This is a genomic window from Segniliparus rugosus ATCC BAA-974 (assembly GCF_000185725.2).
Lineage (GTDB): Bacteria > Actinomycetota > Actinomycetes > Mycobacteriales > Mycobacteriaceae > Segniliparus > Segniliparus rugosus.
Genome location: NZ_KI391953.1, coordinates 1739174 through 1760799, shown reverse-complemented (window position 1 = coordinate 1760799; position 21626 = coordinate 1739174). Strand labels below are relative to the sequence as shown.

The following is a 21626-nucleotide window of genomic DNA, read 5'->3' as shown; positions in this document are numbered from 1 at the left end:
TCCAGCATTTCCCCCAAATTCCCCCTTGTGATGTAACACACTTTCCGATAGAATCGAACGTATGAGCAGCACGACGGGGATCGTGTCGGAGGAGAGAATTAGGAGCCTCCGGGAGGGGTTGCGCGCGGGGTCGAAGGCGAGGTTCGCAGCGCTCGCGGAGATCGAGCGCGCCGAAGCGATGCTGCTGTCGTTGAAGGCGGAGACCGTCGTTGCCGTCGCGGAGAATATCGCCGAGCGGAAGTTGGCGGAGGAGCGTCAGGGCGGGAAGGGGATTTTCTCCTTTTCGACTCGCGAAGCGGCGATCCTCGAACTCGCCCCGGCGCTCGGGGTCTCTTCTCGCGAGGCGAAGGGCATGTTGTCGTTCGCGGAGAACATCACCGAGCGCTATCCCAAGCTCGGCGCGAGACTCGCCACCGGGGAGGTCACCACGAAGGTCGCGAGCTACATCGGCAAGTCGCTGAATGCTGCTCCTGCGGGATGGCGGGAGAAGCTGGACACCTGGTTGGCGGAGCGGGCTCCGCGTTGGCGGTTGCACTCCCAATCGAAGATCCAGGGCTTGATCGAGGCGCAGTACGTCCGGTGGGACTCCGAATGGACCCGCGTTCGGCGCGAGCGGGCGCACGCCGAACGCGGACTCTTCTTCCAACCGGTCGGGGACGAGATGGCGAAAATCTGGGGCACCATGCCGCTGCTCGAAGCAGCGGCAGTGAAAGACAAGCTCGACGCCGCCGCCAGGACCGTCTGCCCTGGGGATCCCAGAGCGATGTGGACCCGCCGGGCCGACGCGTTATCCGCCCTCGTCGGGAACGGGGAAGACCGCCTCCGCTGCGAATGCGGCCGCGACACCTGCAAAGCCGCCCAACGCCCCGCGCCCCAAGCCAAACCCGTCGAGCTCGTCGTGGACCTCGCCGTCCTCGCCAACCTCTCCGACCTCCCCGCTGGGGGCACCGCCCACGAGCTCTGCGAGTGGGGGAGGCTCAACGGAGCCCCCATCGACCCCGAACTCGCCCAGAAACTCGCGAAAGCCGCCACCCGGATCAAATTCACCACCACACCCGAGCGCTACAAACCCGCGCCAGCGGTCGAAACCCACGTCAACGCCAGAGACCAGCACTGCACCAGCCCGCCGGCGCTTGAGGCACAACACCGCCCAGGGTGCCACCGCCGAGCGAGAACCGAACTCGACCATACGAACCCGTTCAACCACCACAACCCAGCATCAGGCGGACAAACCGTCCCTCAAAATCTCAAACGACTCTGCAAACACCACCCTCCCCCACTCGCAGAGCTCGTGGGAGGTGCCCCCAGCGCAAAAACCCACGGACGATGGCGAGACACACAAAACCCCGACGGCGCCGTCACATGGACATCCCCCACCGGCCAGCACTACACCACCGCACCTGGTTAGAACACCCAGCTACCGTCCGGCAACAGCACGAAGCCATACGCAGTGTCTTTCTGCATAGACGCTGGATCAGTCCAACCGGCCAGCACCCCATCACTGCGCCGAACTGAGGCGCGGTATCGCAGAGTCAGAACCGGCAGTGGCGCACGTCTGAAGCCAGAATAGCCTTCGCCCCAAGCTCTTCGAGCTTGTCCATCACCGCGTTGACCTCCGCCCGAGGGGTGAGCGCGCGCACGGCAACCCAATCCGGGTTCGCGAGGTCGGCGATGGTGGGCGACTCCAACCCCGGCGTGACAGAAACCGCCTCGTCGAGAACCGACTTCGGGCAGTCATAGTCGAGCATGAGGTACTTCTGGGCGAACACCACGCCTTGCAGCCTGGCCGTCAGCTGCGCTTTCGCCTTCTCCTTCGCGGAATCGCCCTCGCCGTCCCGCTCGAAGAGCACCGCCTCCGAAACGCAGATCGGCTCGCCGAACGGGGCAAGACCGTGCTGGCTGAGCGTCTGGCCCGAGTCCACCACGTCCGCCACGACGTCGGCCACGCCGAGCTGCACCGAAATCTCCACCGCGCCGTCGAGCGAGACGACCTGCGCGTCCACTCCGTGCTTGCGCAGATGCGAGCGCATCAGGTTCGGCAGCGAGGTGGCGATCCGCTTCCCGGTCAACGAGGCCAGGGTCCAGTCCTGCCCCACCGGGGCGGCCAGCCGGAACTTCGAGGTCGCGAAGCCGAGGCCAAGGCGTTCGCGCACGCTCGCGCCCGCGTCCAGCGCCAAGTCCCGGCCCGTGATGCCGAGGTCGAGATCCCCGGAGCCGACGTACACCGCGATGTCGCGCGGGCGGAGGAAGAAGAATTCGACCTCGTTCGCCGCGTCGAGCACGGAGAGATCCTTGCTGTCGCGCCGACGGCGGTATCCCGCCTCGGACAGCAGATCCGCCGCAGGACCGGAGATCATGCCCTTGTTGGGCACAGCAACCCTCAGCATCAGAGCCTCCCGTAGATGTCGTTCAAGCTGATCCCGCGCGCGAGGGCGACCACTTGCGCCCAATACAGCAGCTGGGAGAGCTCCAAAGCCAACGCGTCGTCGTCCTCGTGCTCGGCAGCCATCCACACCTCTGCGGCTTCTTCGATGAGCTTCTTGCCGATGAAATGCACGCCCTTGCCGAGCGCGGCCACGGTCGAGCTGTCGGTGTCGCCGCTTTCCGCGCGCGCCTTCAGCTCTGCGAACAGCGTGTCAAAGGTTTTCGGGGTCTCGGAAGGTGTCTGAGTGGCCATAGCCCACACAGTTTCTCATGAGCCAGGTTGCCGCCCGACCAGAGGAGGGAGCACACTAGAGCCCATGCGACCCAAAGCACGTCCAGAGGAGATCGACGAGGCGGAGCTCGCCGTCACCCATCCGGAGGACCACGCGGCGGGGGTCAAGGCCGTGCTCGTCTCGATGGGACGCGCCCTGCCGCAGATGGGAGCGGTCCGCACCGCTCAGACCTTCGCCCGGCTGAACCAAAACCACGGTTTCGACTGCCCGAGCTGCGCCTGGCCGGATCCGCATGGCCATCGGCGCGTCGCCGAGTTCTGCGAGAACGGCGCGAAGGCCGTCACCGACGAGGCGACCACAGCGCGGGCCGATCTGGATTTCTTCGCCCGGCACTCTCTCGCCGACCTTGAAGCCCACACCAATTACTGGCTCGGCCAGCAGGGCAGGCTCACCCACCCCATGGTGGCCCGGCCCGGCGCGACGCATTACGAGCCGATCTCCTGGGGCGAGGCCTATCGGCTGATCGCCGACGAGCTTGGCGCGCTCGCCAGCCCGGACGAGGCGGTGTTCTACACCTCAGGACGCACCAGCAACGAGGCGGCGTTCTGTTACCAGCTGCTCGTGCGCTCCTTCGGCACCAACAACCTCCCCGACTGCTCGAACATGTGCCACGAGTCTTCGGGCACGGCGCTGTCCGCCTCCATCGGCATCGGGAAGGGATCGGTCTCGCTCGACGACGTCCACCACGCGGACCTGATCATCATCGCGGGCCAGAACCCAGGCACCAACCACCCTCGGATGCTCACCGCGTTGGACAAGGCCAAGGCCAACGGCGCGCGGATCGTCGCGATGAACCCCCTGCCCGAGGCGGGTTTGATCCGGTTCAAAGACCCGCAGACCGTGCACGGCGTGGTCGGCAAGGGCACCAAGCTCGCCGATCATTTCCTGCGGGTGCGCCTCGGCGGCGACCAGGCCGTGTTCCAGGGGCTGGCTAAGCTGCTGCTGGAGAGCGGGCAGATCGACCGCGAGTTCATCGAGCGGCACACCCACGGCTTCGCCGAGTACGAGCAGCACATCCGGGCCGTGGACCTCGCTATCGTCGAAGAGGCCAGCGGGATCGGCCAGGCGCAGTTGCGCGAGATCGCGGAACTGGTCGCGAGTTCGCAGCGCACGATCATCTGCTGGGCCATGGGCCTCACGCAGCACGTGCATGGCGTCGCCACTATCCAGGACGCGACCAGCGTGCTGCTGCTGCGCGGCATGATCGGCAAACCGGGCGCGGGGGTCTGCCCGGTGCGCGGGCACTCGAACGTGCAGGGCGACCGGACCATGGGCGTGTGGGAGCAGATGCCGGAAAGCTTCCTCGCCGCGCTGGACCGGGAGTTCGGCATCGCCTCCCCCCGCGCGCACGGCGCGGACGTCGTGGAGTCGATCCGCCTCATGCGGGACGGGAAGGCGAAGGTCTTCGTCGGCATGGGCGGCAACTTCGTCCAGGCCGCCCCGGACACCGATCTCTTAGAGGCCGCGCTGCGCGGCTGCTCGCTGACCGTGCAGATCTCCACCAAGCTCAACCGGTCCCATGTGGTGCGCGGCAGGACCGCATTGATCCTGCCGACTCTCGGACGCACAGACCGGGACTTGCAGGCCAGCGGCAAGCAGGTGGTCTCCGTGGAAGACTCGATGTCGATGGTGCACCTCTCGCGGGGCAACCTCAAACCCGCGAGCGCGGAGCTGCGCAGCGAGGTCGCCATCGTCTGCGAGCTCGCGCAGGAGCTCCTCGGCCCCGAGCATCCCGTGCCGTGGCAGGCGTTCCGGGAGGATTACGACCGTATTCGCGATTCGATCAGCCGCGTCGTGCCGGGCTTCGCCGACTTCAACGCGCGGGTTCGCGAGAAGGACGGGTTCCCCCTCCCTCATCCGCCGAGGGATTCGCGGGAGTTCCGCACGGCGACCGGCAAGGCGAATTTCTTCGCGAACCCGCTCGAATGGGTCCCCGTCCCGTCCGGCAGGCTCGTCTTGCAGACCCTGCGCAGCCACGACCAGTTCAACACCACGATCTACGGGCTCTCCGACCGCTACCGGGGCGTGGCGGGCGGGCGGCACGTGGTGTTCGTGAACCCCGAGGACGTCGCAGAGCTCGGCCTCGCGGACGGCATGCACGTGGACATCGTCTCGGAATGGGACCAGGACGGGGTGAAAGAAGAGCGCGTCGCCGCGAATTTCCGCGTCGTCGCCTACGACACCCCGAAGGGCAACGCCGCAGCCTACTACCCCGAGACGAACCCGCTCATGCCCCTGGACCACGTGGCGAAAGGCTCGAACACTCCCGTCGCGAAAGCCATCACGGTGCGGCTGCAGCCGGTGGCGGGCTGACATGGGCCGCGTCACCGTCCGCAAGCCGGTCCTGCGGGTCAACGGCGCGACGCAGACCGACCGGCTCGACTCGCTGGCCGTTGAGGAGCCGCTGGAGATCCGGCTCGGCGGCGAGGCGCTGACCCTCACGATGCGCACCCCCGGCGAGGACGTGGATCTCGTCCACGGGTTCCTGCACGCCGAGGGGATCGTCCGCCACCGGGACGACGTGCTCTCGGCCCGCTATTGCGCGGGGACGGACCCGGAGACAGGCCTGCAGACCTACAACGTCATGGACGTGGCGCTGAGCGAGGCGGCGTACGGTCGCGCGAAAGGCTTGGGGCGCTCCTTCGCCGTCTCCTCCGCCTGCGGAGTGTGCGGGAAGACCTCGCTCGACCAAGTGGTGACCGCAAGCCCGTACCGCCTCGCCGACGACAAGACCCGGTTCTCCTCGGCCATGCTCGCCGAGGCCCCGGACGCGTTGCGCGCGGCGCAGCGCGTGTTCCAGGCCACCGGCGGGCTGCACGCAGCGGCCGTCATGGACCCGGACGGCAAAGTGCTCGCGGTGCGCGAGGACGTCGGACGGCACAACGCGGTGGACAAAGCCATCGGGCACTTCCTGCGCCAAGGGGGCCTGCCGCTGGCCGGGCACGCGCTAGTCGTCTCGGGCCGCGCCTCTTTCGAGCTGGTCCAGAAAGCGGTGCTCGCGGGGATCCCCCTGCTCGCCGCCGTGTCGGCCCCGTCCTCGTTGGCGGTGGACCTTGCGGCCTCGGCGGGGCTCACTCTGGTCGGGTTCCTGCGCGGCGCGACGATGAACGTCTACACCTGCCCCGACCGGGTCAGCGCGCCCGAGCAGGTCAGCTGACGGCGTTCGCGCGCCGCCGCTTCGAGCGCGCCGCCGCGCCGAGGGCGGCCGCCAAAGGCAGGACGAGGAAAAGCCCGCAACACAACGCGCCGCTCCACGGCCATGGCTCTCGGTCCACGACGTGCACGACGGCCCGGAACGGCGCGTCGTCCGGCGCGGCGGCGACACGGATGTCCGCAGCGTTCGCGGCCGGATGGAACTCCTGGTCGTACCGGGTCAAAAAGCGCTGGCCGGAGAACTCCGTCTGAAGAGGCGGCACATCCTCCGAGCGCACCCATCCCGCGAACGTCTCCTCCGGGGCCGCGCTGTCCGGAGTCGGGTTGGTGATGCTCGCGCGGTGGTCGGCGAGCACGTACACCCGCAGCTGCTGCTGGCTCTTCGCGTGCGCGGACAGCCGCATCGGGTAGACGACCCCGTCCGACTCGTACGTGATCCGCATCGGCGGCAGCACGCCTTGCAGACCGTCCGCCGAAGTCAGTTTCACCGCGACGATCTGCCAGCCTTTCGCCAGGTACTCGGTCAGGCCCTCGCCGAGCTCCGCCGACAGCTCGAAGCCGTGCACGTGCAGCCAGTCCCGCACCGCCGAGGCCTCCGAGCCGGTCAGGGCCACCACGTCGTAGGGGCCGAGCGTCACCCGGTTCTCGACGACCACGCCCGGAGCCGAGCCGGCGCGTGGGACCCCGCCCATCAAGAAGGGCAACGTGAGGGCGAAGTGATGCTCCACGTCGTACTGGACCTTCGGTTTCGACATCTCGTCGAGCGCCGTGAACAGCGTCGGGCCGGCCAGGCTGAACTGCGCGGGTCCGGGGACGGGCATCACGAACGCCGCGTCGGTGACGCTGGCCTCCGAGCGCAGGCCGAGATTGAGGACGACCGTCTGCGACGTGCGCCCTGGAGCCAGCGAATCGACTTCGATCAGCGCGGTCTCCTCGACGGCGGTCAGCCGGGAGTCTGCCGCGACGAACGCGCCGCACGCGCACGCCTCCGCCTGTCCCGGCGCGACAAAACCCGTCGCGAGCAGTAGCGTCGCAATCTCGAGGATCCTCCAGCCCTTCCCCATGCTTCGGACTCTACACGGCTACACTATGTGAGGAAAGAGCAACTATTTTCCAAGGAGCGACCATGCCCAGCTTCGATCTTGTCATCCGGAACGGTTTGGTGTTCGACGGGGCAGGCTCGCCCGGGGTGCGCTGCGATGTCGGGGTGAAGGACGGCAAGGTCGCGGCGTTCTCCGTCGAGCCGCTCGCCGCCGAGGGCGCGCAGATCGTCGACGCGACGGGCAAATGGGTGCTCCCCGGCTTCGTGGACGTGCACACGCACTACGACGCGGAGGTGCTCGCGGGCACCGGACTCGGCGAGTCCGTCCGCCACGGCGTGACCACCGTGCTCTACGGCAACTGCTCTATGTCCGCCGTGTACGTCGAGCCGGACGACGCAGCGGACTTGTTCGCCCGCGTGGAGGCGCTGCCGTGGGACGCGGTGCACGGGCTGCTCAAGGAGCATAAGGACTGGACGGGGCCGAAAGCCTACCGTGAGGCGATCGAACGGCTGCCGCTCGGCTGCAACGTGTCCACCTTCATCGGGCACTCCGACATCCGTGTGGCCGTGCTGGGCCTCGGCCGCGCCACCGACACGGAGTACCGGCCGACCAAAGCCGAGCTGGACCGGATGCGGACGATGGTCGCCGACGCGCTCGACGCGGGCTTCGTCGGCCTGTCCACCGACCGGCTGCGCTTCTCCAAGCTCGCGGGCACCCGGTTCGCCGGGGCGCAGTTGCCCTCCACGTATGCGACCTGGCGCGAGTACGCGCTCCTCTACGACGTGGTGCGAGAAAAGGGCGGGGTCGTGCAGTCCAACCTCGACGTGTCCAAGCGCACCGAGACGATCAAGCATTTCCTGCAGAGCGCAGGAGGCCTGCTGGGCCGTCTGCGCCGCCGCAAGCCGCTCAAGACCAGCCTTCTGGCCGCGTTCGACCTCAAATCCGACCGCAACGTCATCCGCCTGCTCAAACTCGTCACCGGCTTCGTGAACCCGGCCATCGGCTCGGACGTTTCGTTCCAACTGCTCACCGCCCCGTTCCACCTGTACTCGGACGGGGTGGATTTGGTGATCTTCGAGGAATTCGCCTCCGGCACCGCCGCGCTGGACATCCGCGACCGGGTCGAACGGGGCGAGTTCATGAAGAGCGAGGACTACCGGCGCGAGTTCCGCAAGGACATGGCCAAGAAGTTCGGCGTGAACGCGTGGAACCGGGACTTCTACGACACCGAGATCGTGAGCTGCCCGGACGAGTCCGTGGTCGGCAAGTCCTTCGGCCAGGTCGCGGACGAGCGCGCCGCGAGAGAAGGCGGCCCGGTGCAACCGGTGGACGCCTTCCTCGACCTGGTCTCGGCCTATCCCGGCGACGTGCGGTGGCACACCACCGTCGCCAACGACCGCGCGGACGAGCTCGGCAGGTCCATGGCCTACAAGTGGTTCCAGCTCGGCAACAACGACTCCGGGGCGCATCTGCGCAACTTCGGCTTCTACAACGCGCCGTTGCGCGCGCTCAAACTCGTCAAAGACGCGCAGGAGGCGGGCAAGCCGTTCATGAGCCTCCAGGCCGCCGTGCGGCGGCTGACCGGCGAGCTCGGCGAATGGTACGGGCTCGACGCGGGCCTCTTGCGCCTTGGCGGGCGCGCCGACATCGCCGTGGTGGACCCCGCAGGGCTCGACAGCTCTCTGGAGGCGTACCACGAGGAATACGCCCCGGTGTTCGGAGTGTCGCGGATCGTCAACCGCAACGACGCCGCCGTGGCGGCCACCGTCGTCGGCGGGAAAGTCGTCTATCGCTACGGCGAATTCGCCGAGGGCTTCGGGACCACGCTCAAGGCGGGGACGTTCCTCGCCGGGCAAGGCCCCCGGAAGGACGAGCGCCGCTTGCCCGGAGCTGCCTGACCGCAGAGCCTGTCCGGCACGGCCTCGCTCGTGCGCGCGAAACGCTTGAGACATTCTTACATTTATGTATCATTGAATGAGGTAACGCGCATCACAAGGAGACCTCATGACTTGTCCGGTGAGACCGGAGGCGACCCCGCCCGCACAGCCTTCGCCCAAGCGTGGATCCGGCAGGCCGGACCCGATGACGGCGGCGGCGAACAAGGCGGCGCTGGCCATCAGCGACGTCCTGCTGCGCATCGGGGCGCGCCGGGGGCTGCTGGAGTTCTACGACTCTGCCCCGAACTTCTCCCCCATCATCGAGGCGGCGCGGGCCGACCCGAAGCGCCTTTTCAAACCGCTGGACCTGCTCTTCGAGCTCTTCCGCCCGGACTACTTCAAAAAAACCCGTTTCGACGCCCCCGAGGGCGACCCCGGCTGGTTCGGCCCGGACAGCGCCATCTGGTACGTGCTCACCCACACCCCGACCATCGCGCTGGGCCTGGTGAACACCGCCATCGTCGACATCATGCACCAGGACATCCAGTACGCGGTGTTCGACCACTCCAAGCTCGTCGGGCGCGACCAAACGGGCAAAGCCATCCCCGGCACGATCTCAGGAACCGGCTGGGTCGTGCGGGCCGGCCGCACCCTCTCCTTCTTCGCCGGAGCGGCCTACGGCTCGACCGAAGCGGCCGAATCGCTCTGCCAGACCGTCAAAGCCATGCACAGCCAGGTCAAGGGGGTCCGCCCGGACGGCAAGCCCTACGACGCGGACGACCCCGAGTTCTTCCGCTGGACCTACGCCACCGTCGTGCAAGGCCTCGCCGCCGCGCACGAGCGCTACCACCCTCGGCCGCTCAGCGGCGCCGCGCTCGACCAGTTCTACCGCGAGTACGCGGTGATCGGCGAGGCCCTCGGCGGCGTCGGCCTGCCGAAGACGAAAGCGGAATGCGCCGACGTCCTCAACAACTCCCCTGCGGTCGTCGGGGTGGCCGTCAACGCGGACAACATCGACTATATCCGCATGATCCCTCGGGGATTGCGCGGCGGCTTCGTTGGCTGGCTGATCCAAGACATCCTGCCCGAGCCCATTCAGAAAGTGCTGAACTTCCGCCAGCCGAACCAACCGCTGCTGCGCGTGTACCAGGTCTTGGCACGGGGCGCAGCGATGGCGGTCAACAGCATGGGCGACATCCGCGAGGTGGACCAGGCCTTCCGCCGGGTCGGCCGGACGAAGAAGAGCGTCTACCAAGGGACTCCCCGCATCGCCGCAAGCTAGAAGACCTTGCCATGGCCCGGCCGAGCCGTCCTCTTCCGAAGGACGCGCGCGAGCAGCTGATCTCGCTGTCCGCGTCGGGCCTCGAGGTCTGGCGGCGCTCGCCGGAGCCTACCCCGTCTCGAACACCGGGACGATTTTTGTCGGGCGAATAGTGACCAACGCAAGGTCGACGCTTCCGTATTGCTCCACGAACGTGGCTGCTTCCTGCTCGCTGAGGTAGCGCCTCGCGATTTCGAGGAAAGTTTCCTTGCTCTGCGGCGGGTTCGTCTCGACCTCTGCGACGCCCTGCACCTGCACATAGGCGTACGGGATCGTGTCGACGTCCGCCGTGAGCACCACGCGGGGGTCGCGCCGCAGCGCCTTCGCCTTCGCGGAGTCCGCCGCGGTGGAGACGACCAACGCGTCGCCCCGGACGATGAACCAGATCGGCACCACGAGCGGTCTGCCGTCTTTGCCCAAATACCCGAGCTGGCCGATCTTCGGCCCGGACGAGAGGAAATCGCGAATCTGAGGATCGTGCAGCGAAGCCATGATCCGACTCTACCTGTGATCCGTCGCGCTAGGCGCTGACCTGCGAGCGCTCGAAGAGCCTGCCGAGGTGCTCGACCGCGAGGACGTAGCCCCCCGTGCCCAGCCCCGCGATCACCCCGGTCACCACGGGGGCCAGGTAGGAGTGGTGGCGGAATTCCTCGCGCTTGTGGACGTTGCTGATATGCACCTCGACCGAAGGGACCGACAGCGCCGCAATCGCGTCGCGCAAAACGACCGACGTGTGCGCGAGCCCGCCCGGATTGATCACCACGCCGACTCGGTCCGGGTCCGGCTCGTGAATCCAGTCGATGAGCTGGCCCTCGTGGTTGGACTGCTTGGCGAGGACCTCGAGCCGGTACCGGGCGGCGGTCGCGGCGCACGCGCGCTCCACGTCGGCAAGAGTCTCCCTGCCGTAAATCGACGGCTCGCGCCTGCCAAGCTCTCCGAGGTTCGGCCCGTTGAGCAGCAAAATCCGTTGTGGCATTAGTGCTGGCCAGACGCTGCGCTACGCGCTCTTCTCGCGCCGCTCGTTGCGCGGAGCCTTGCGCGGCACAATCGTCGGCAACACGTTCTCGCGGACGGTCTCCTCGGTGATGACCACCTTCGCCACGTCGTCCCGGCTCGGGATGTCGTACATGACGGGCAGCAGCACCTCTTCCATGATGGCGCGCAGCCCGCGAGCCCCGGTGCCGCGCAGCAGCGCCTGGTCGGCGACGGCCTCCACGGCCTCCTTGTTGAACTCCAATTCGACGTTGTCCATCTCGAAGAGCCGTTGGTACTGCTTGACCAGCGCGTTCTTCGGCTCCGTCAAAATCGTGACCAGCGCTTCCTTGTCCAAATTCGCGACTGAGGCGATCACCGGGAGCCGCCCGATGAACTCGGGGATGAGGCCGAATTTGATCAGATCCTCCGGCATGACCTCGGCGAAGTAGTCGCGGGTCTCCACGTCCTCGCGCGTGCGGATCTGAGCCCCGAAGCCCAAGCCGCGCCGTCCGACCCGCTCGCCGATGATCTTCTCCAGGCCCGCGAACGCCCCCGCCACGATGAACAGGACGTTCGTCGTGTCGATCTGGATGAACTCCTGGTGCGGGTGCTTGCGCCCGCCCTGCGGCGGCACAGAGGCCTGAGTGCCTTCGAGGATCTTCAAAAGCGCCTGTTGGACGCCCTCGCCCGAGACGTCCCTGGTGATCGAGGGGTTCTCCGACTTGCGGGCGATCTTGTCGACCTCGTCGATATAGATGATGCCGGTCTCGGCCCGCTTCACGTCGTAATCGGCCGCCTGGATCAGCTTCAAGAGGATGTTCTCCACGTCCTCGCCGACGTACCCAGCCTCGGTCAGCGCCGTGGCGTCCGCGATGGCGAAGGGCACGTTGAGCATCTTCGCCAGGGTCTGCGCGAGGTACGTCTTCCCGCAGCCGGTCGGCCCGAGCATGAGGATGTTCGACTTCGCGAGCTCCACGCCGCCCTTGCCGTCCCTGCCGAGCTTGTCGCCCGCCTGGATGCGCTTGTAGTGGTTGTACACGGCCACCGCGAGCGTCCGCTTCGCCGGATCCTGGCCGACCACGTAGCCCTCGAGGAACTCGCGGATCTCAGCGGGCTTGGGCAGCTCGTCGAGCTTCACCTCGCCGGCTTCGGCCAGCTCCTCTTCGATGATCTCGTTGCACAGGTCGATGCACTCGTCGCAGATGTACACGCCGGGACCAGCGATCAGCTTCTTGACCTGCTTCTGGCTCTTTCCGCAGAAAGAGCATTTCAACAGGTCCGTCCCATCTCCAATGCGTGCCATCTCGTGCCGTGCCTTCTCTCGTCGTCTAGGTGGCCCTCACGCCACATACCCGACATTACCTGCCTCGGGCAGTTTTTGGGGGCAGAACCGGATTAGTTTTTCGCCGATTTCTTCCGGTACGGGTACACGGTGTCGATGATGCCGTATTCCTTGGCCTCTTCCGCGGTCAGAATCTTGTCCCTGTCGGTGTCTTTGCGAACCTCGTCCGCAGACTTGCCGGTGTGCGTGGCGAGCGTGGTCTCCATCAGACGGCGCATGCGCTCGATCTCGGCGGCCTGGATCTCAAGGTCCGTGGCCTGGCCCCGGATCGCGCCGCCGTCGATGCGCGGCTGGTGGATGAGCACCCGCGCGTTGGGCAGAGCCGCCCGCTTGCCCGGCGTTCCGGCCGCGAGCAGCACCGCGGCGGCGGAGGCCGCCTGGCCCAAGCAGACCGTGGCGATGTCGCAGTGCACGAACTGCATCGTGTCGTAGATGGCCATGAGCGAGGTGAACGACCCGCCCGGCGAGTTGATGTACATCGTGATGTCGCGGTCCGGGTCGAGCGACTCGAGCACCAGGAGCTGCGCCATGATGTCGTTCGCGGAGGTGTCGTCCACCTGGGTGCCCAGGAAGATGATCCGCTCCTCGAAGAGCTTGGTGTACGGGTTGGTCTCCTTGACGCCGGTCGAGGTGTGCTCGATGAACGACGGGACGATGTACCGCGAAGTCGGCTGGATGTGGTTCATAATGTCAATCCGTTCTGCTCGTCGCGAAGCCTAGTTGCTGCCGATTTTGGCTGCCCGGCTGATGACGTGGTCCACGAAGCCGTAGTCCTTCGCCTCGGCAGCGGTGAACCAACGGTCGCGCTCGGAGTCCTCGTGGATCTTCTCCACCGTCTGCCCGGTGAACTCCGCGTTCAGGCGCGTCATCTCTTTCTTGGTCGCGGCGAGCTGCTCGGCCTGGATCGCGATGTCCGCAGCAGCGCCGTAGATGCCCGCAGAAGGCTGGTGCATCATGATCCGCGCGTGCGGCAGGGCGAACCGCTTGCCCTTGGCTCCAGCGGCGAGGAGGAACTGGCCCATCGACGCGGCCATGCCCATGGCGTAGGTCGCGACCTCGCACTCCGACAGCTGCATCGTGTCGTAGATGGCCATCCCCGCGCTGATCGACCCGCCAGGCGAGTTGATGTACAGCGAGATGTCCTTGGTCGGATCCTCCGCCGTGAGCAGCAGGATCTGCGCGCACAGCCGGTTGGCGATGTCGTCGTCGACCTCAGAGCCGAGGAAGATGATCCGCTCCCGCAAGAGCCGCTCGAACACGGAGTCCGTCAGGTTCAGACCCGCGAGGTCGGAACGCATGCTCGGGAAGTTCTTGCCCATCGATAAGCCTGCCTAACTTAGGTGTCGATTATTGATCGGTTGGTCGCCGTCTGAGAATGACCTTAGCGGGCCGCGCCGCCGCTGTGTGGCAGCGGCGGCGCTTCTTCGCGCAGAGCGGAACTACGCGTCCTCGTGATCGTGGTCTGCGTCGTCCTCGGACTTGGGCGCGGCCTGGGCGAACAGCTCCGCGACGTCGACGACCGTGCCGTCCGTCTCGGTGACCTTCGCGGCGTCGATCACCTGGCGCAACGCCTGGTTGCGACGGACCTCTTCCAGCATCGCCGCGTACTGCTCGATCTGGTTGCGCTGCTCGTCGGCCTTCTTGCCCGAGTAACGCGCGGCGCGCAGCCGCAGGTCGTCGACCTGCTCCAGCTCGGCGGTCGCCAAGCCCTCTTTGTCCGCGATCGCGTCGAGGATCAGCTGCAGCCCGAGGTCGCGTTTGGCGGCTTCGGCGAACTGCTCCTCAAGGTCGGACAGCGTCTTGCCCTGGATCTGGAGGAACTGCGCGAACTGCTCGGGGCTCAAGCCGGTGCGCTGGGTCAGCTGGGCGATCTGGCCCCGGACCCTTGCCGCGAGCACAGCCTCGGGGATCGGCGGCTCGATCTTGGCGATCAAGGCGTCGACCACGCGCTCGCGGAGCTGGTTCAGGCGGCCGCGCAGGCGCTCCTCCTCCAGCTCCTTGCGGGTCGCCTCCTGCAGCTCGGCCACAGTGTCGTGGCTGGAGGCGGTCTGGACGAACTCCTCGTCCAGCTCCGGCAGCTTGACTTCCTTCACCGAGGTGACGGTGAGCTCCAGGCTGCGCTGCGCGTCCTCCACTGTCGTCTCGAAGTCGACCTTGCCCTTCTCCCCCTCTTTCAGGCCAAGCACGGCGTCTTTGAGGTTCTGCGGGGTATTCGCGTCGCCGAGGTCGATGGGCTGGTCGGTCTCCTTGGTCTCCTCGACCGCCTCGCCGTCCACCAGCTCGACCACGTCGACGGTCACCACGTCGCCGTCTTTGGCCTTGCGCTTGACCGGGGAAAGCTCGCGGAAGCGCTGGCGCAGCCGGTCGATCCGCTCGGCGACATCCTCGTCGCTGACCGCGAGCGGGTCGACGGTCGCCTCGATCGTGTCGAAGTCGGGGATCTCAAGCTCCGGGCGCACGTCGACCTCCGCGCTGAAGCTGATCGGCTCGCCGAATACCGGCTTCTGCTCGCCGAGGTCGAACTTCGGCTGGCCGAGCGGTTGGAGCTTCGCCTCGGCGACCGCCTCGTTGTACCGGGCGGGCACGGCCTCCTCGAGAAGCTGGGAAAGGATCGCCTCCTCGCCGAGCCGGGCGCGGATCAGCTGCGCGGGGGCCTTGCCGGGGCGGAAACCGGGAATGCGGACGTGGTGCGCGAGGACGCGCACCGCCTCGTCAAGCTCGCCCTTGAGCTCCTCGAACGGGATTTCGACATCCAGCCGCACCCGCGTCGGGCCCAACCGCTCCACCGTGCTCCGCACTACCTGTCTCCTTTAAATCGGTTATTTCACCAGGTCAAACGACCAAACGTCTTGTCGGTCGACTCCGTCGGGGCGACAGGATTTGAACCTGCGACCCTCCGCTCCCAAAGCGGATGCGCTACCAAGCTGCGCCACGCCCCGATACAGACGAAAACGCCAGCGGAGAATCTTACACCACCAGCCGCCCGCCCCAGAACCTCACGACCCTCCGCCCCCACAGAGCCAGACCGCGCGACCAAGCTGCGCCACGCCCCGGACATCGCCATAGCAAGGCTGGAAAAGCCTACTACAAACTGTTGCCAGCACGACCCTCCGCTCCCACAGAGCCAGACCGCGCCACCGGCCAAAATCCGTTGCCCCGCCTCGGATAATCAACTGCATGAGCTGGGTGACGAACATGATGGTGTCCGTGACGGGACGAGACGGGCCGAATGTGGCGGCGTTGAGCGACTGGCTGCAGCAAGCAGGAGGCAAGAACAGCGGGGGCGGCTGCGGGTCTCTTTGCGAGACGACAGGCGGCAACACGCTCTGGGGCGGCGGCAAGTATCCCGAATGCAATGTCTGGGCTGGCGCGCTTAACCATGCCGATATCCCGGCAATCCTCACGAAGATCACGCAGACAAATTGGCACTGCCCGAACGTCCTGCAAGTCTTCATGATGGACCAGGAGGAGGGATTCTTCCGAGTGTGGATGCTCCGGGACGGCGAGCTGCGCCAATACGCCCCGTTGAGCCCGAACGAGGAAGACGACGACTTCTGGGGGGTCTGATGCTAGCGCCGCCAAAATCTCGTCAAGATCGCCCATCGCCGTGTGATCGCAGCGCATACTGTGGCTGGTGAGGACACAAGCTGACCGAGGTTCCTTGACCGTCGCGACCGGGCTGGCGGGGCTCTCGCTGGACGCGCTCGCGTCCGTGGCCTACGGCCCCGAGTCGATCGTGCTCGTCCTCGCGCTGGCCGGAGCCGCCGGGCTCGGCTTCACATTGCCGGTCACCTGCGCCGTCGTCGCGCTGCTCGTGATGCTCACGATTTCCTACCGGCAGGTCATCGGCGCGTTCCCGGACGGCGGCGGCGCGTACGCGGTCGCCAACCGCCGTCTTGGCAGACGGTGGGCGCTCGTGGCGGCTAGCTCGCTGGTGGTGGACTACGTCCTTAACGTCGCGGTCTCCATCGCCGCGGGGGTCGCCGCGCTGACCTCTGCCGTCCCCGCGCTCCTCCCCTACACGCTCTGGATCTCGCTCGGCGCGCTGGCCGTGCTGTGTTCGCTCAACCTGCGCGGCCTTGCCACCTCGGCCAAAGCGATGATGGCTCCGACGGTCCTGTTCGTCCTTTCCGTCGCCGCCGTGATCCTCGCCGGGCTCGCGCGCTCAGCACCGTCGGTCGCCGAGCAGCCGCAGCAGGCCGGGGCCCAAGCCCATGCCGTGGGCGTCCTCCTCTTGCTCAAGGCGTTCTCCAGCGGCTGCTCCGCGCTTACCGGCGTGGAGGCCATCGCCAACGCCACCCCGGCGTTCCGCCGCCCCGCGATCAAACGCGCCCAGCGCACCGAAATCGCGTTGGGGGCCGCCCTCGGCGTGATGCTGCTCGGCGTCGCCGCCCTCGTGCAGAAATTCCACATCCGCCCGGTCGACGGGATCACGGTGCTCTCCCAAGTCACCGAGGCCTCCCTCGGCAGGGGCTCGGGCTACTTCCTCGTGCAGGCCTCGACCGTCGTGCTCCTCGCCCTCGCCGCGAACACCTCCTACGGCGGACTGCCGAACCTGCTCAAACTGCTGGCGAACGACGACTACCTCCCCCATCGGTTCTCCGTGCGCAACACGAACGGCGTGTACTCGTTCGGCGTGCTGTGCCTGACCGGGGCCGCCGCAGCGATCCTCGTCCTCACCGGAGCCGAGATGAACGCGCTGGTCCCGCTCTTCGCCATCGGGGTGTTCATCGGCTTCACCATCGCGCAGACCGGCATGGCCCGGCATTGGCTCGTCGTCCGGCCCCTCGGCTGGCGGCGCAAACTCGCCGTCGCCGTCCTCGGCGCGACCCTCACCGCGCTCGCCGTGGTCATCACCACCGCCGTGAAGTTCGGCGAAGGAGCCTGGCTGGTCGCGGTCACCGTGCCTGCCTGCGTTTGGCTCATGGGCCGCACCCGCCGCGAGCACCAGCGCTCGGACACCCGCCGCAAGGTCGGCGAAACCCCGGAGCAGCCCCGTCCGAAGGGCACCCTCGTCGTGGTGCCGGTGTCCGAGATCTCCAGCCTCGCCAAGGAAGCCCTCGCCACCGCGCTCTCGCTCGGACGAGGCGACGTGGTCGCCGTGCACGTGCAGGAGGAGAACGAGCAGCCGGGCAAGTTCAGCGCCGCATGGGCCCGATGGCAGCCAGAGGTCGAGCTCGTGCAGCTGGACGGCAGAAGCCAAGAGATCGGGCTCGCCCTCGCCGAGCACGTGAACACGCTCACCGCCCGCAAACAGGTGCTCGTGCTGCTCGCCGAGCCGGACCGCAAGGGAGCTTGGGAACGCGTGCTGCCCACCGGCCACGTGGACGACATGGAGCGCTGCTTGCGCAAAGAGACGAGCGCCCTGATCTGCCGGATGCGCATCCCTGTGGGCGCCTCGGCGGAGCGGCGCGAGCCGTCAGCCGCCGCGAGCCTGGTCTGAGGCCGAACGTCTTACGGCTTGATCCAGGTGGGCTTGCCCGCCTCGCCGGGGACGAGTTTGATGCCGCCCTCCTGCGCCACGGCGGCGACCAATCTTCCCGACTGGTCGAAGAGCTTGCCCTGCACCAATGCCCGTCCGCCTTGCGCCGAGGGCGAGATCTGGTCGTACAGCAGCCATTCGTCCACCCGGAACGGACGCATGATCCACACCGCGTGGTCGAGCGAGGCGACCTTCGCCTGCGTCTTCAGACCGCCGTGCGGCCCGCGCGCGGCCATCAGGAGAGTCATGTCGCTCAAGTAGGCGAGCCCGCCGATGTGCAGCGCCCGCGAGTCCGGCAGCGGCTCGCGGTGGCGGATCCACACCCGCTGTCGCGCCAGCGCGCGGTCCGCGTCCACCAAGGCTTCTCTCGGCACTCGGCGCACGTCCCAATCCGGCCACTCCTCGGCGAAGTACTGCCACGTCGGCGGCGCGGCGCACTCCTCGGGCGCGGGCACTCCAGGCATCTCGTCCTGATGCTCCACGCCGTCGGTGTGGACCTGGAAGGAGGCGGTCATCGCGAAGATGGTCTCGCCGTCCTGGATCGCGTGCACCTCGCGCGTCGTGAAGGAGCCGCCGTCGCGGACCCGCCCGACGGTGAACACCGTTGGCTCGTGCGGCCGTCCGGGGCGCAGGAAGTAGCCGTGCAGCGAATGCGGGATCCGGTCCTCGGGCACCGTGTTCACCGCGGCCATGAGCGCTTGCGCGGCCACTTGGCCGCCGAAAGTGCGCGGCAGCCTGCTCGGCACCGCGTCGCCCCGGAAGATGTCGCGGTCGATCCGCTCCAGCGAGAGGATCTGCGCGAGCTTCTGGTCCAACGCGCTGGCCTCGATGGCTTCGGTCATCCCACTGCCTCCAGTTCTTGGGTCTTGAGCACGTCGCGCAAGAATCTGCCAGTGTGGCTCCGCTCGGACCGGGCCACCTCTTCCGGGGTGCCTTCGGCGACGATCGTCCCGCCGCCGGAGCCGCCCTCGGGACCGAGGTCCACGATCCAGTCCGCGGCCTTGATCACGTCCAGGTTGTGCTCGATGACGATCACCGTGTTCCCCTTGTCCACCAGTCCGCTCACAATGGCCAAGAGCTTGCGGATGTCCTCGAAATGCAGACCGGTCGTCGGCTCGTCGAGGATGTACACCGTCTTGCCGGTCGAGCGCTTCTGCAGCTCGGAGGCCAGCTTCACCCGCTGCGCCTCGCCGCCGGAGAGCGTCGTCGCGGGCTGGCCGAGCCGCACATAGCCGAGGCCCACGTCCACCAAGGTGTCGAGGTAGCGGCTGATCGAGGAGATCGGCTTGAAGAACTCCGCAGCCTCCTCAATGGGCAGGTTCAGGATCTCGGAGATGTTCTTGCCCTTGTAGTGCACCTCCAAGGTCTCCCGGTTGTACCGGGCTCCTTTGCAGACCTCGCACGGCACGTACACGTCCGGCAGGAAGTTCATCTCGATCTTCACCGTGCCGTCGCCCTGGCACGCCTCGCAGCGCCCGCCCTTGACGTTGAACGAGAACCGGCCCGGCGCGTAGCCCCGGACTTTCGCCTCTTGCGTGGCCGCGAAGAGGCTGCGGATCTTGTCGAAGACGCCGGTGTACGTGGCCGGGTTCGACCTCGGGGTGCGTCCGATGGGGGTCTGGTCCACCTGCACCAGCTTGTCGAGCTGGTCGAGCCCGGTGACGCAGGTGTGCCGTCCCACCGGCAGGCGCGCGCCGTTGAGCTTGTTCGCGAGCACCCGCGCCAAAATATCGTTGACCAGGGTGGATTTGCCCGAGCCGGACACGCCGGTCACCGCGACCAGCACGCCGACCGGGAAGGAGGCGCTGAGGTCTTTGAGGTTGTGCTCGCGCGCCCCGACGACCGTGAGCTTGTGCTGCCACGGGCGGCGGCTGTCGGGGACGGCGATCTCCGCGCGGCCGGACAAGTAGGCCCCGGTCAAGGACTCCTTGTTCTTCAAAAGCTCCGGGTAGGTCCCGCTGTGCACGACTTTCCCGCCGTGCTCCCCCGCACCGGGGCCGATGTCCACGACCCAGTCGGACTGGCGGATCGTGTCCTCGTCGTGCTCGACCACGATGAGCGTGTTGCCGATGTCGCGCAGCCTCGTCAGCGTCTCGATCAGGCGGTGGTTGTCGCGCTGGTGCAGGCCGATGGACGGCTCGTCCAGGACGTAGAGCACGCCGGTCAAGCCCGAGCCGATCTGCGTGGCGAGCCGGATCCGCTGCGCCTCGCCGCCGGAGAGCGAGCCCGCCGCCCGGTCGAGGGACAGGTACTCCAGGCCAACGTCGAGGAGGAATTTCAGCCGGGCCTGCACCTCTTTGAGCACCCGGCCGGCGATCATCACGCCCTTCTCGTCCAAGACGAGATCGTCCAGATACTGCGAGCACTCCCGGACCGAGAGCGCGCAGACCTGCGCGATGGACTTCCCGTCCGCGCCGAGGGTGACCGACAGGATCTCCGGGCGCAGCCGGGACCCCTCGCAGTCGTGGCAGGGCACTTCGCGCATGAAGCCCTCGTACTTCTCGCGCATGAAGTCCGACTCGGTGGTGCCCAGCTTGCGGTGCAGCCACGGGACGACGCCCTCGAAGTCCACCGAGTACGAGCGCTTGCGGCCGTGGCGGTTCTTATAGCTCACCTCGACCTTCGCGTCCGAGCCCTCCAAGACCACCTTGCGCGCGGCGGGCGGCAAGTCCTGCCACGGGGAGCCGAAGTCGAACTCCATAGCGGCGGCGACCCCGGCGAGCAGCTGCAGGAAGTAGTCCGCGTTCATCCCCGTGGCCCACGGCGCGACCGCGCCCTCGGCGAGCGAGAGCTCGGGGTCCGGGATCACCAGTTCGGGATCGACCTCCTTGCGCACGCCGAGGCCGTCGCAGGTCGGGCAGGCTCCGTACGGGGAGTTGAACGAGAACGAGCGGGGCTCGAGGTCGTCCACCGCGATGGGGTGTCCGTTCGGGCAGGCCATCTTCTCCGAGAAGCGCCGCTCCCGGTTCGGGTCGTCCTCGGGCAGGTCAACGAAGTCGAGCACCACCACGCCGTCCGCGAGCCGCAGCGCCGTCTCGACCGAGTCGGTGAGCCGGACCCGTGCGGAGTCCTTCACGACGAGCCGGTCCACGACCACCTCGACGTCGTGCTTCTCCTGCTTCTTCAGCGTCGGCGGGTCGGCCAGCGAATGGACCACCCCGTCCACCCTCGCGCGCGCGTAGCCCTGGCCGTGCAGCTGCGCGAAGAGGTCGACGAACTCGCCTTTACGGGTGCGCACCACCGGCGCGAGCACCTGGAACTTCGTGCCCTCGGCCATCGCGAGCACCTGGTCCACGATCTGCTGCGGGGTCTGCCGCGCGATGACCGCGCCGCATTCGGGGCAGTGCGGGGTGCCCGCCCGCGCGTAGAGCAGACGCAGGTAGTCGTACACCTCGGTGATGGTGCCGACCGTGGAGCGGGGGTTGCGGTTGGTCGCCTTCTGGTCAATGGAGACCGCAGGCGAGAGGCCCTCGATGAAATCCACGTCGGGCTTGTCCATCTGGCCGAGGAACTGCCGCGCGTACGCCGAGAGGGACTCGACGTAGCGGCGCTGTCCCTCGGCGAAAATAGTGTCGAAGGCAAGGGAGGACTTGCCGGACCCGGAGAGCCCCGTGAAAACGATGAGGCTGTCCCGAGGCAAGTCCAAGTCCACGCCGCGCAGGTTGTGTTCTCGCGCGCCTCGGATGATGAGCCGATCTGTCACCGCACTATCGTAG

The 21626-nt window shown here is 67.3% G+C and carries 18 protein-coding genes and 1 tRNA gene; 7 read left to right on the top strand and 12 right to left on the bottom strand.

All coding sequences use genetic code 11. The features are described 5' to 3' along the window. The first annotated feature begins 61 nt into the window (after positions 1 to 61). Positions 62 to 1408 (top strand): DUF222 domain-containing protein, encoded by a 1347-nt coding sequence (locus HMPREF9336_RS08665; RefSeq protein ID WP_007470962.1) that lies wholly within the window; start codon positions 62 to 64, stop codon positions 1406 to 1408. A 124-nt stretch (positions 1409 to 1532) separates the two neighbouring features. On the opposite strand, the gene hisG is transcribed toward HMPREF9336_RS08665, so the two are convergent. Continuing rightward, positions 1533 to 2387 carry an ATP phosphoribosyltransferase gene (gene hisG, locus HMPREF9336_RS08660; RefSeq protein ID WP_007470960.1) on the bottom strand — a complete coding sequence of 285 codons (855 nt, stop codon included), beginning with the start codon at positions 2385 to 2387 and terminating at the stop codon, positions 1533 to 1535. Further along, positions 2387 to 2677 carry a phosphoribosyl-ATP diphosphatase gene (locus HMPREF9336_RS08655; RefSeq protein ID WP_007470959.1) on the bottom strand — a complete coding sequence of 97 codons (291 nt, stop codon included), beginning with the start codon at positions 2675 to 2677 and terminating at the stop codon, positions 2387 to 2389. Before HMPREF9336_RS08655 ends, hisG begins: the two co-directional genes overlap by 1 nt. Positions 2678 to 2741: 64 nt before the next feature. On the opposite strand from HMPREF9336_RS08655, the gene HMPREF9336_RS08650 reads away from it, so the two are divergent. Together HMPREF9336_RS08650 and fdhD are read left to right on the top strand one after the other, a co-directional pair. Continuing rightward, positions 2742 to 5030, top strand: coding sequence for an FdhF/YdeP family oxidoreductase (locus tag HMPREF9336_RS08650; RefSeq protein WP_007470957.1), 2289 nt, complete (start codon positions 2742 to 2744; stop codon positions 5028 to 5030). A gap of 1 nt (position 5031) precedes the next feature. Continuing rightward, complete coding sequence (gene fdhD / locus HMPREF9336_RS08645) at positions 5032 to 5874, top strand: formate dehydrogenase accessory sulfurtransferase FdhD (protein WP_007470955.1); 843 nt, start codon at positions 5032 to 5034, stop codon at positions 5872 to 5874. Here fdhD and HMPREF9336_RS08640 read toward each other — a convergent pair. Then, a complete protein-coding gene (locus tag HMPREF9336_RS08640) occupies positions 5867 to 6934 on the bottom strand; it encodes a DUF2330 domain-containing protein (protein ID WP_007470954.1) in 1068 nt (355 codons plus the stop codon). The two genes, fdhD and HMPREF9336_RS08640, sit on opposite strands and share 8 nt — an antisense overlap. Positions 6935 to 6996: 62 nt before the next feature. Between HMPREF9336_RS08640 and HMPREF9336_RS08635 the strand changes: the two genes are divergently transcribed. Continuing rightward, on the top strand, positions 6997 to 8811 hold the full coding sequence (locus HMPREF9336_RS08635; RefSeq protein WP_007470952.1) for an N-acyl-D-amino-acid deacylase family protein: 1815 nt from the start codon (positions 6997 to 6999) through the stop codon (positions 8809 to 8811). Between the two features lie 106 nt (positions 8812 to 8917). Continuing rightward, positions 8918 to 10072, top strand: a complete 1155-nt coding sequence (locus tag HMPREF9336_RS08630) for an oxygenase MpaB family protein (protein WP_021030370.1) — start codon at positions 8918 to 8920, stop codon at positions 10070 to 10072. A 108-nt stretch (positions 10073 to 10180) separates the two neighbouring features. Here HMPREF9336_RS08630 and HMPREF9336_RS08625 read toward each other — a convergent pair whose 3' ends face one another. The 7 genes from HMPREF9336_RS08625 to HMPREF9336_RS08595 all read right to left on the bottom strand — a co-directional run bounded on the left by HMPREF9336_RS08625 (position 10181) and on the right by HMPREF9336_RS08595 (position 15367). Beyond that, entirely contained in the window at positions 10181 to 10603 is a 423-nt protein-coding gene (locus tag HMPREF9336_RS08625; RefSeq protein ID WP_007470949.1) for a PPOX class F420-dependent oxidoreductase, read from the bottom strand. A 28-nt stretch (positions 10604 to 10631) separates the two neighbouring features. Then, entirely contained in the window at positions 10632 to 11087 is a 456-nt protein-coding gene (gene aroQ / locus HMPREF9336_RS08620) for a type II 3-dehydroquinate dehydratase (protein WP_007470947.1), read from the bottom strand. A 21-nt stretch (positions 11088 to 11108) separates the two neighbouring features. Further along, a complete protein-coding gene (clpX, locus tag HMPREF9336_RS08615; protein WP_007470946.1) occupies positions 11109 to 12389 on the bottom strand; it encodes an ATP-dependent Clp protease ATP-binding subunit ClpX in 1281 nt (426 codons plus the stop codon). 92 nt (positions 12390 to 12481) lie between these two features. Continuing rightward, positions 12482 to 13114 (bottom strand): ATP-dependent Clp protease proteolytic subunit, encoded by a 633-nt coding sequence (locus HMPREF9336_RS08610; protein ID WP_007470945.1) that lies wholly within the window; start codon positions 13112 to 13114, stop codon positions 12482 to 12484. 30 nt (positions 13115 to 13144) lie between these two features. Next, a complete protein-coding gene (locus tag HMPREF9336_RS08605) occupies positions 13145 to 13747 on the bottom strand; it encodes an ATP-dependent Clp protease proteolytic subunit (protein ID WP_007470944.1) in 603 nt (200 codons plus the stop codon). 120 nt (positions 13748 to 13867) lie between these two features. Beyond that, on the bottom strand, positions 13868 to 15226 hold the full coding sequence (tig, locus tag HMPREF9336_RS08600; protein WP_007470943.1) for a trigger factor: 1359 nt from the start codon (positions 15224 to 15226) through the stop codon (positions 13868 to 13870). A 67-nt stretch (positions 15227 to 15293) separates the two neighbouring features. Next, positions 15294 to 15367: transfer RNA gene (locus HMPREF9336_RS08595), tRNA-Pro, on the bottom strand. A 238-nt stretch (positions 15368 to 15605) separates the two neighbouring features. On the opposite strand from HMPREF9336_RS08595, the gene HMPREF9336_RS08590 reads away from it, so the two are divergent. Beyond that, positions 15606 to 15995, top strand: a complete 390-nt coding sequence (locus HMPREF9336_RS08590) for a hypothetical protein (RefSeq protein WP_007470942.1) — start codon at positions 15606 to 15608, stop codon at positions 15993 to 15995. 67 nt (positions 15996 to 16062) lie between these two features. Next, complete coding sequence (locus HMPREF9336_RS08585; protein WP_007470941.1) at positions 16063 to 17871, top strand: APC family permease; 1809 nt, start codon at positions 16063 to 16065, stop codon at positions 17869 to 17871. An 11-nt stretch (positions 17872 to 17882) separates the two neighbouring features. Here the strand turns inward: HMPREF9336_RS08585 and HMPREF9336_RS08580 are convergent, their stop codons facing one another. Next, complete coding sequence (locus HMPREF9336_RS08580; RefSeq protein ID WP_007470940.1) at positions 17883 to 18752, bottom strand: acyl-CoA thioesterase; 870 nt, start codon at positions 18750 to 18752, stop codon at positions 17883 to 17885. Next, entirely contained in the window at positions 18749 to 21613 is a 2865-nt protein-coding gene (uvrA, locus tag HMPREF9336_RS08575) for an excinuclease ABC subunit UvrA (protein ID WP_007470939.1), read from the bottom strand. Before uvrA ends, HMPREF9336_RS08580 begins: the two co-directional genes overlap by 4 nt. Positions 21614 to 21626: the final 13 nt, after the last annotated feature.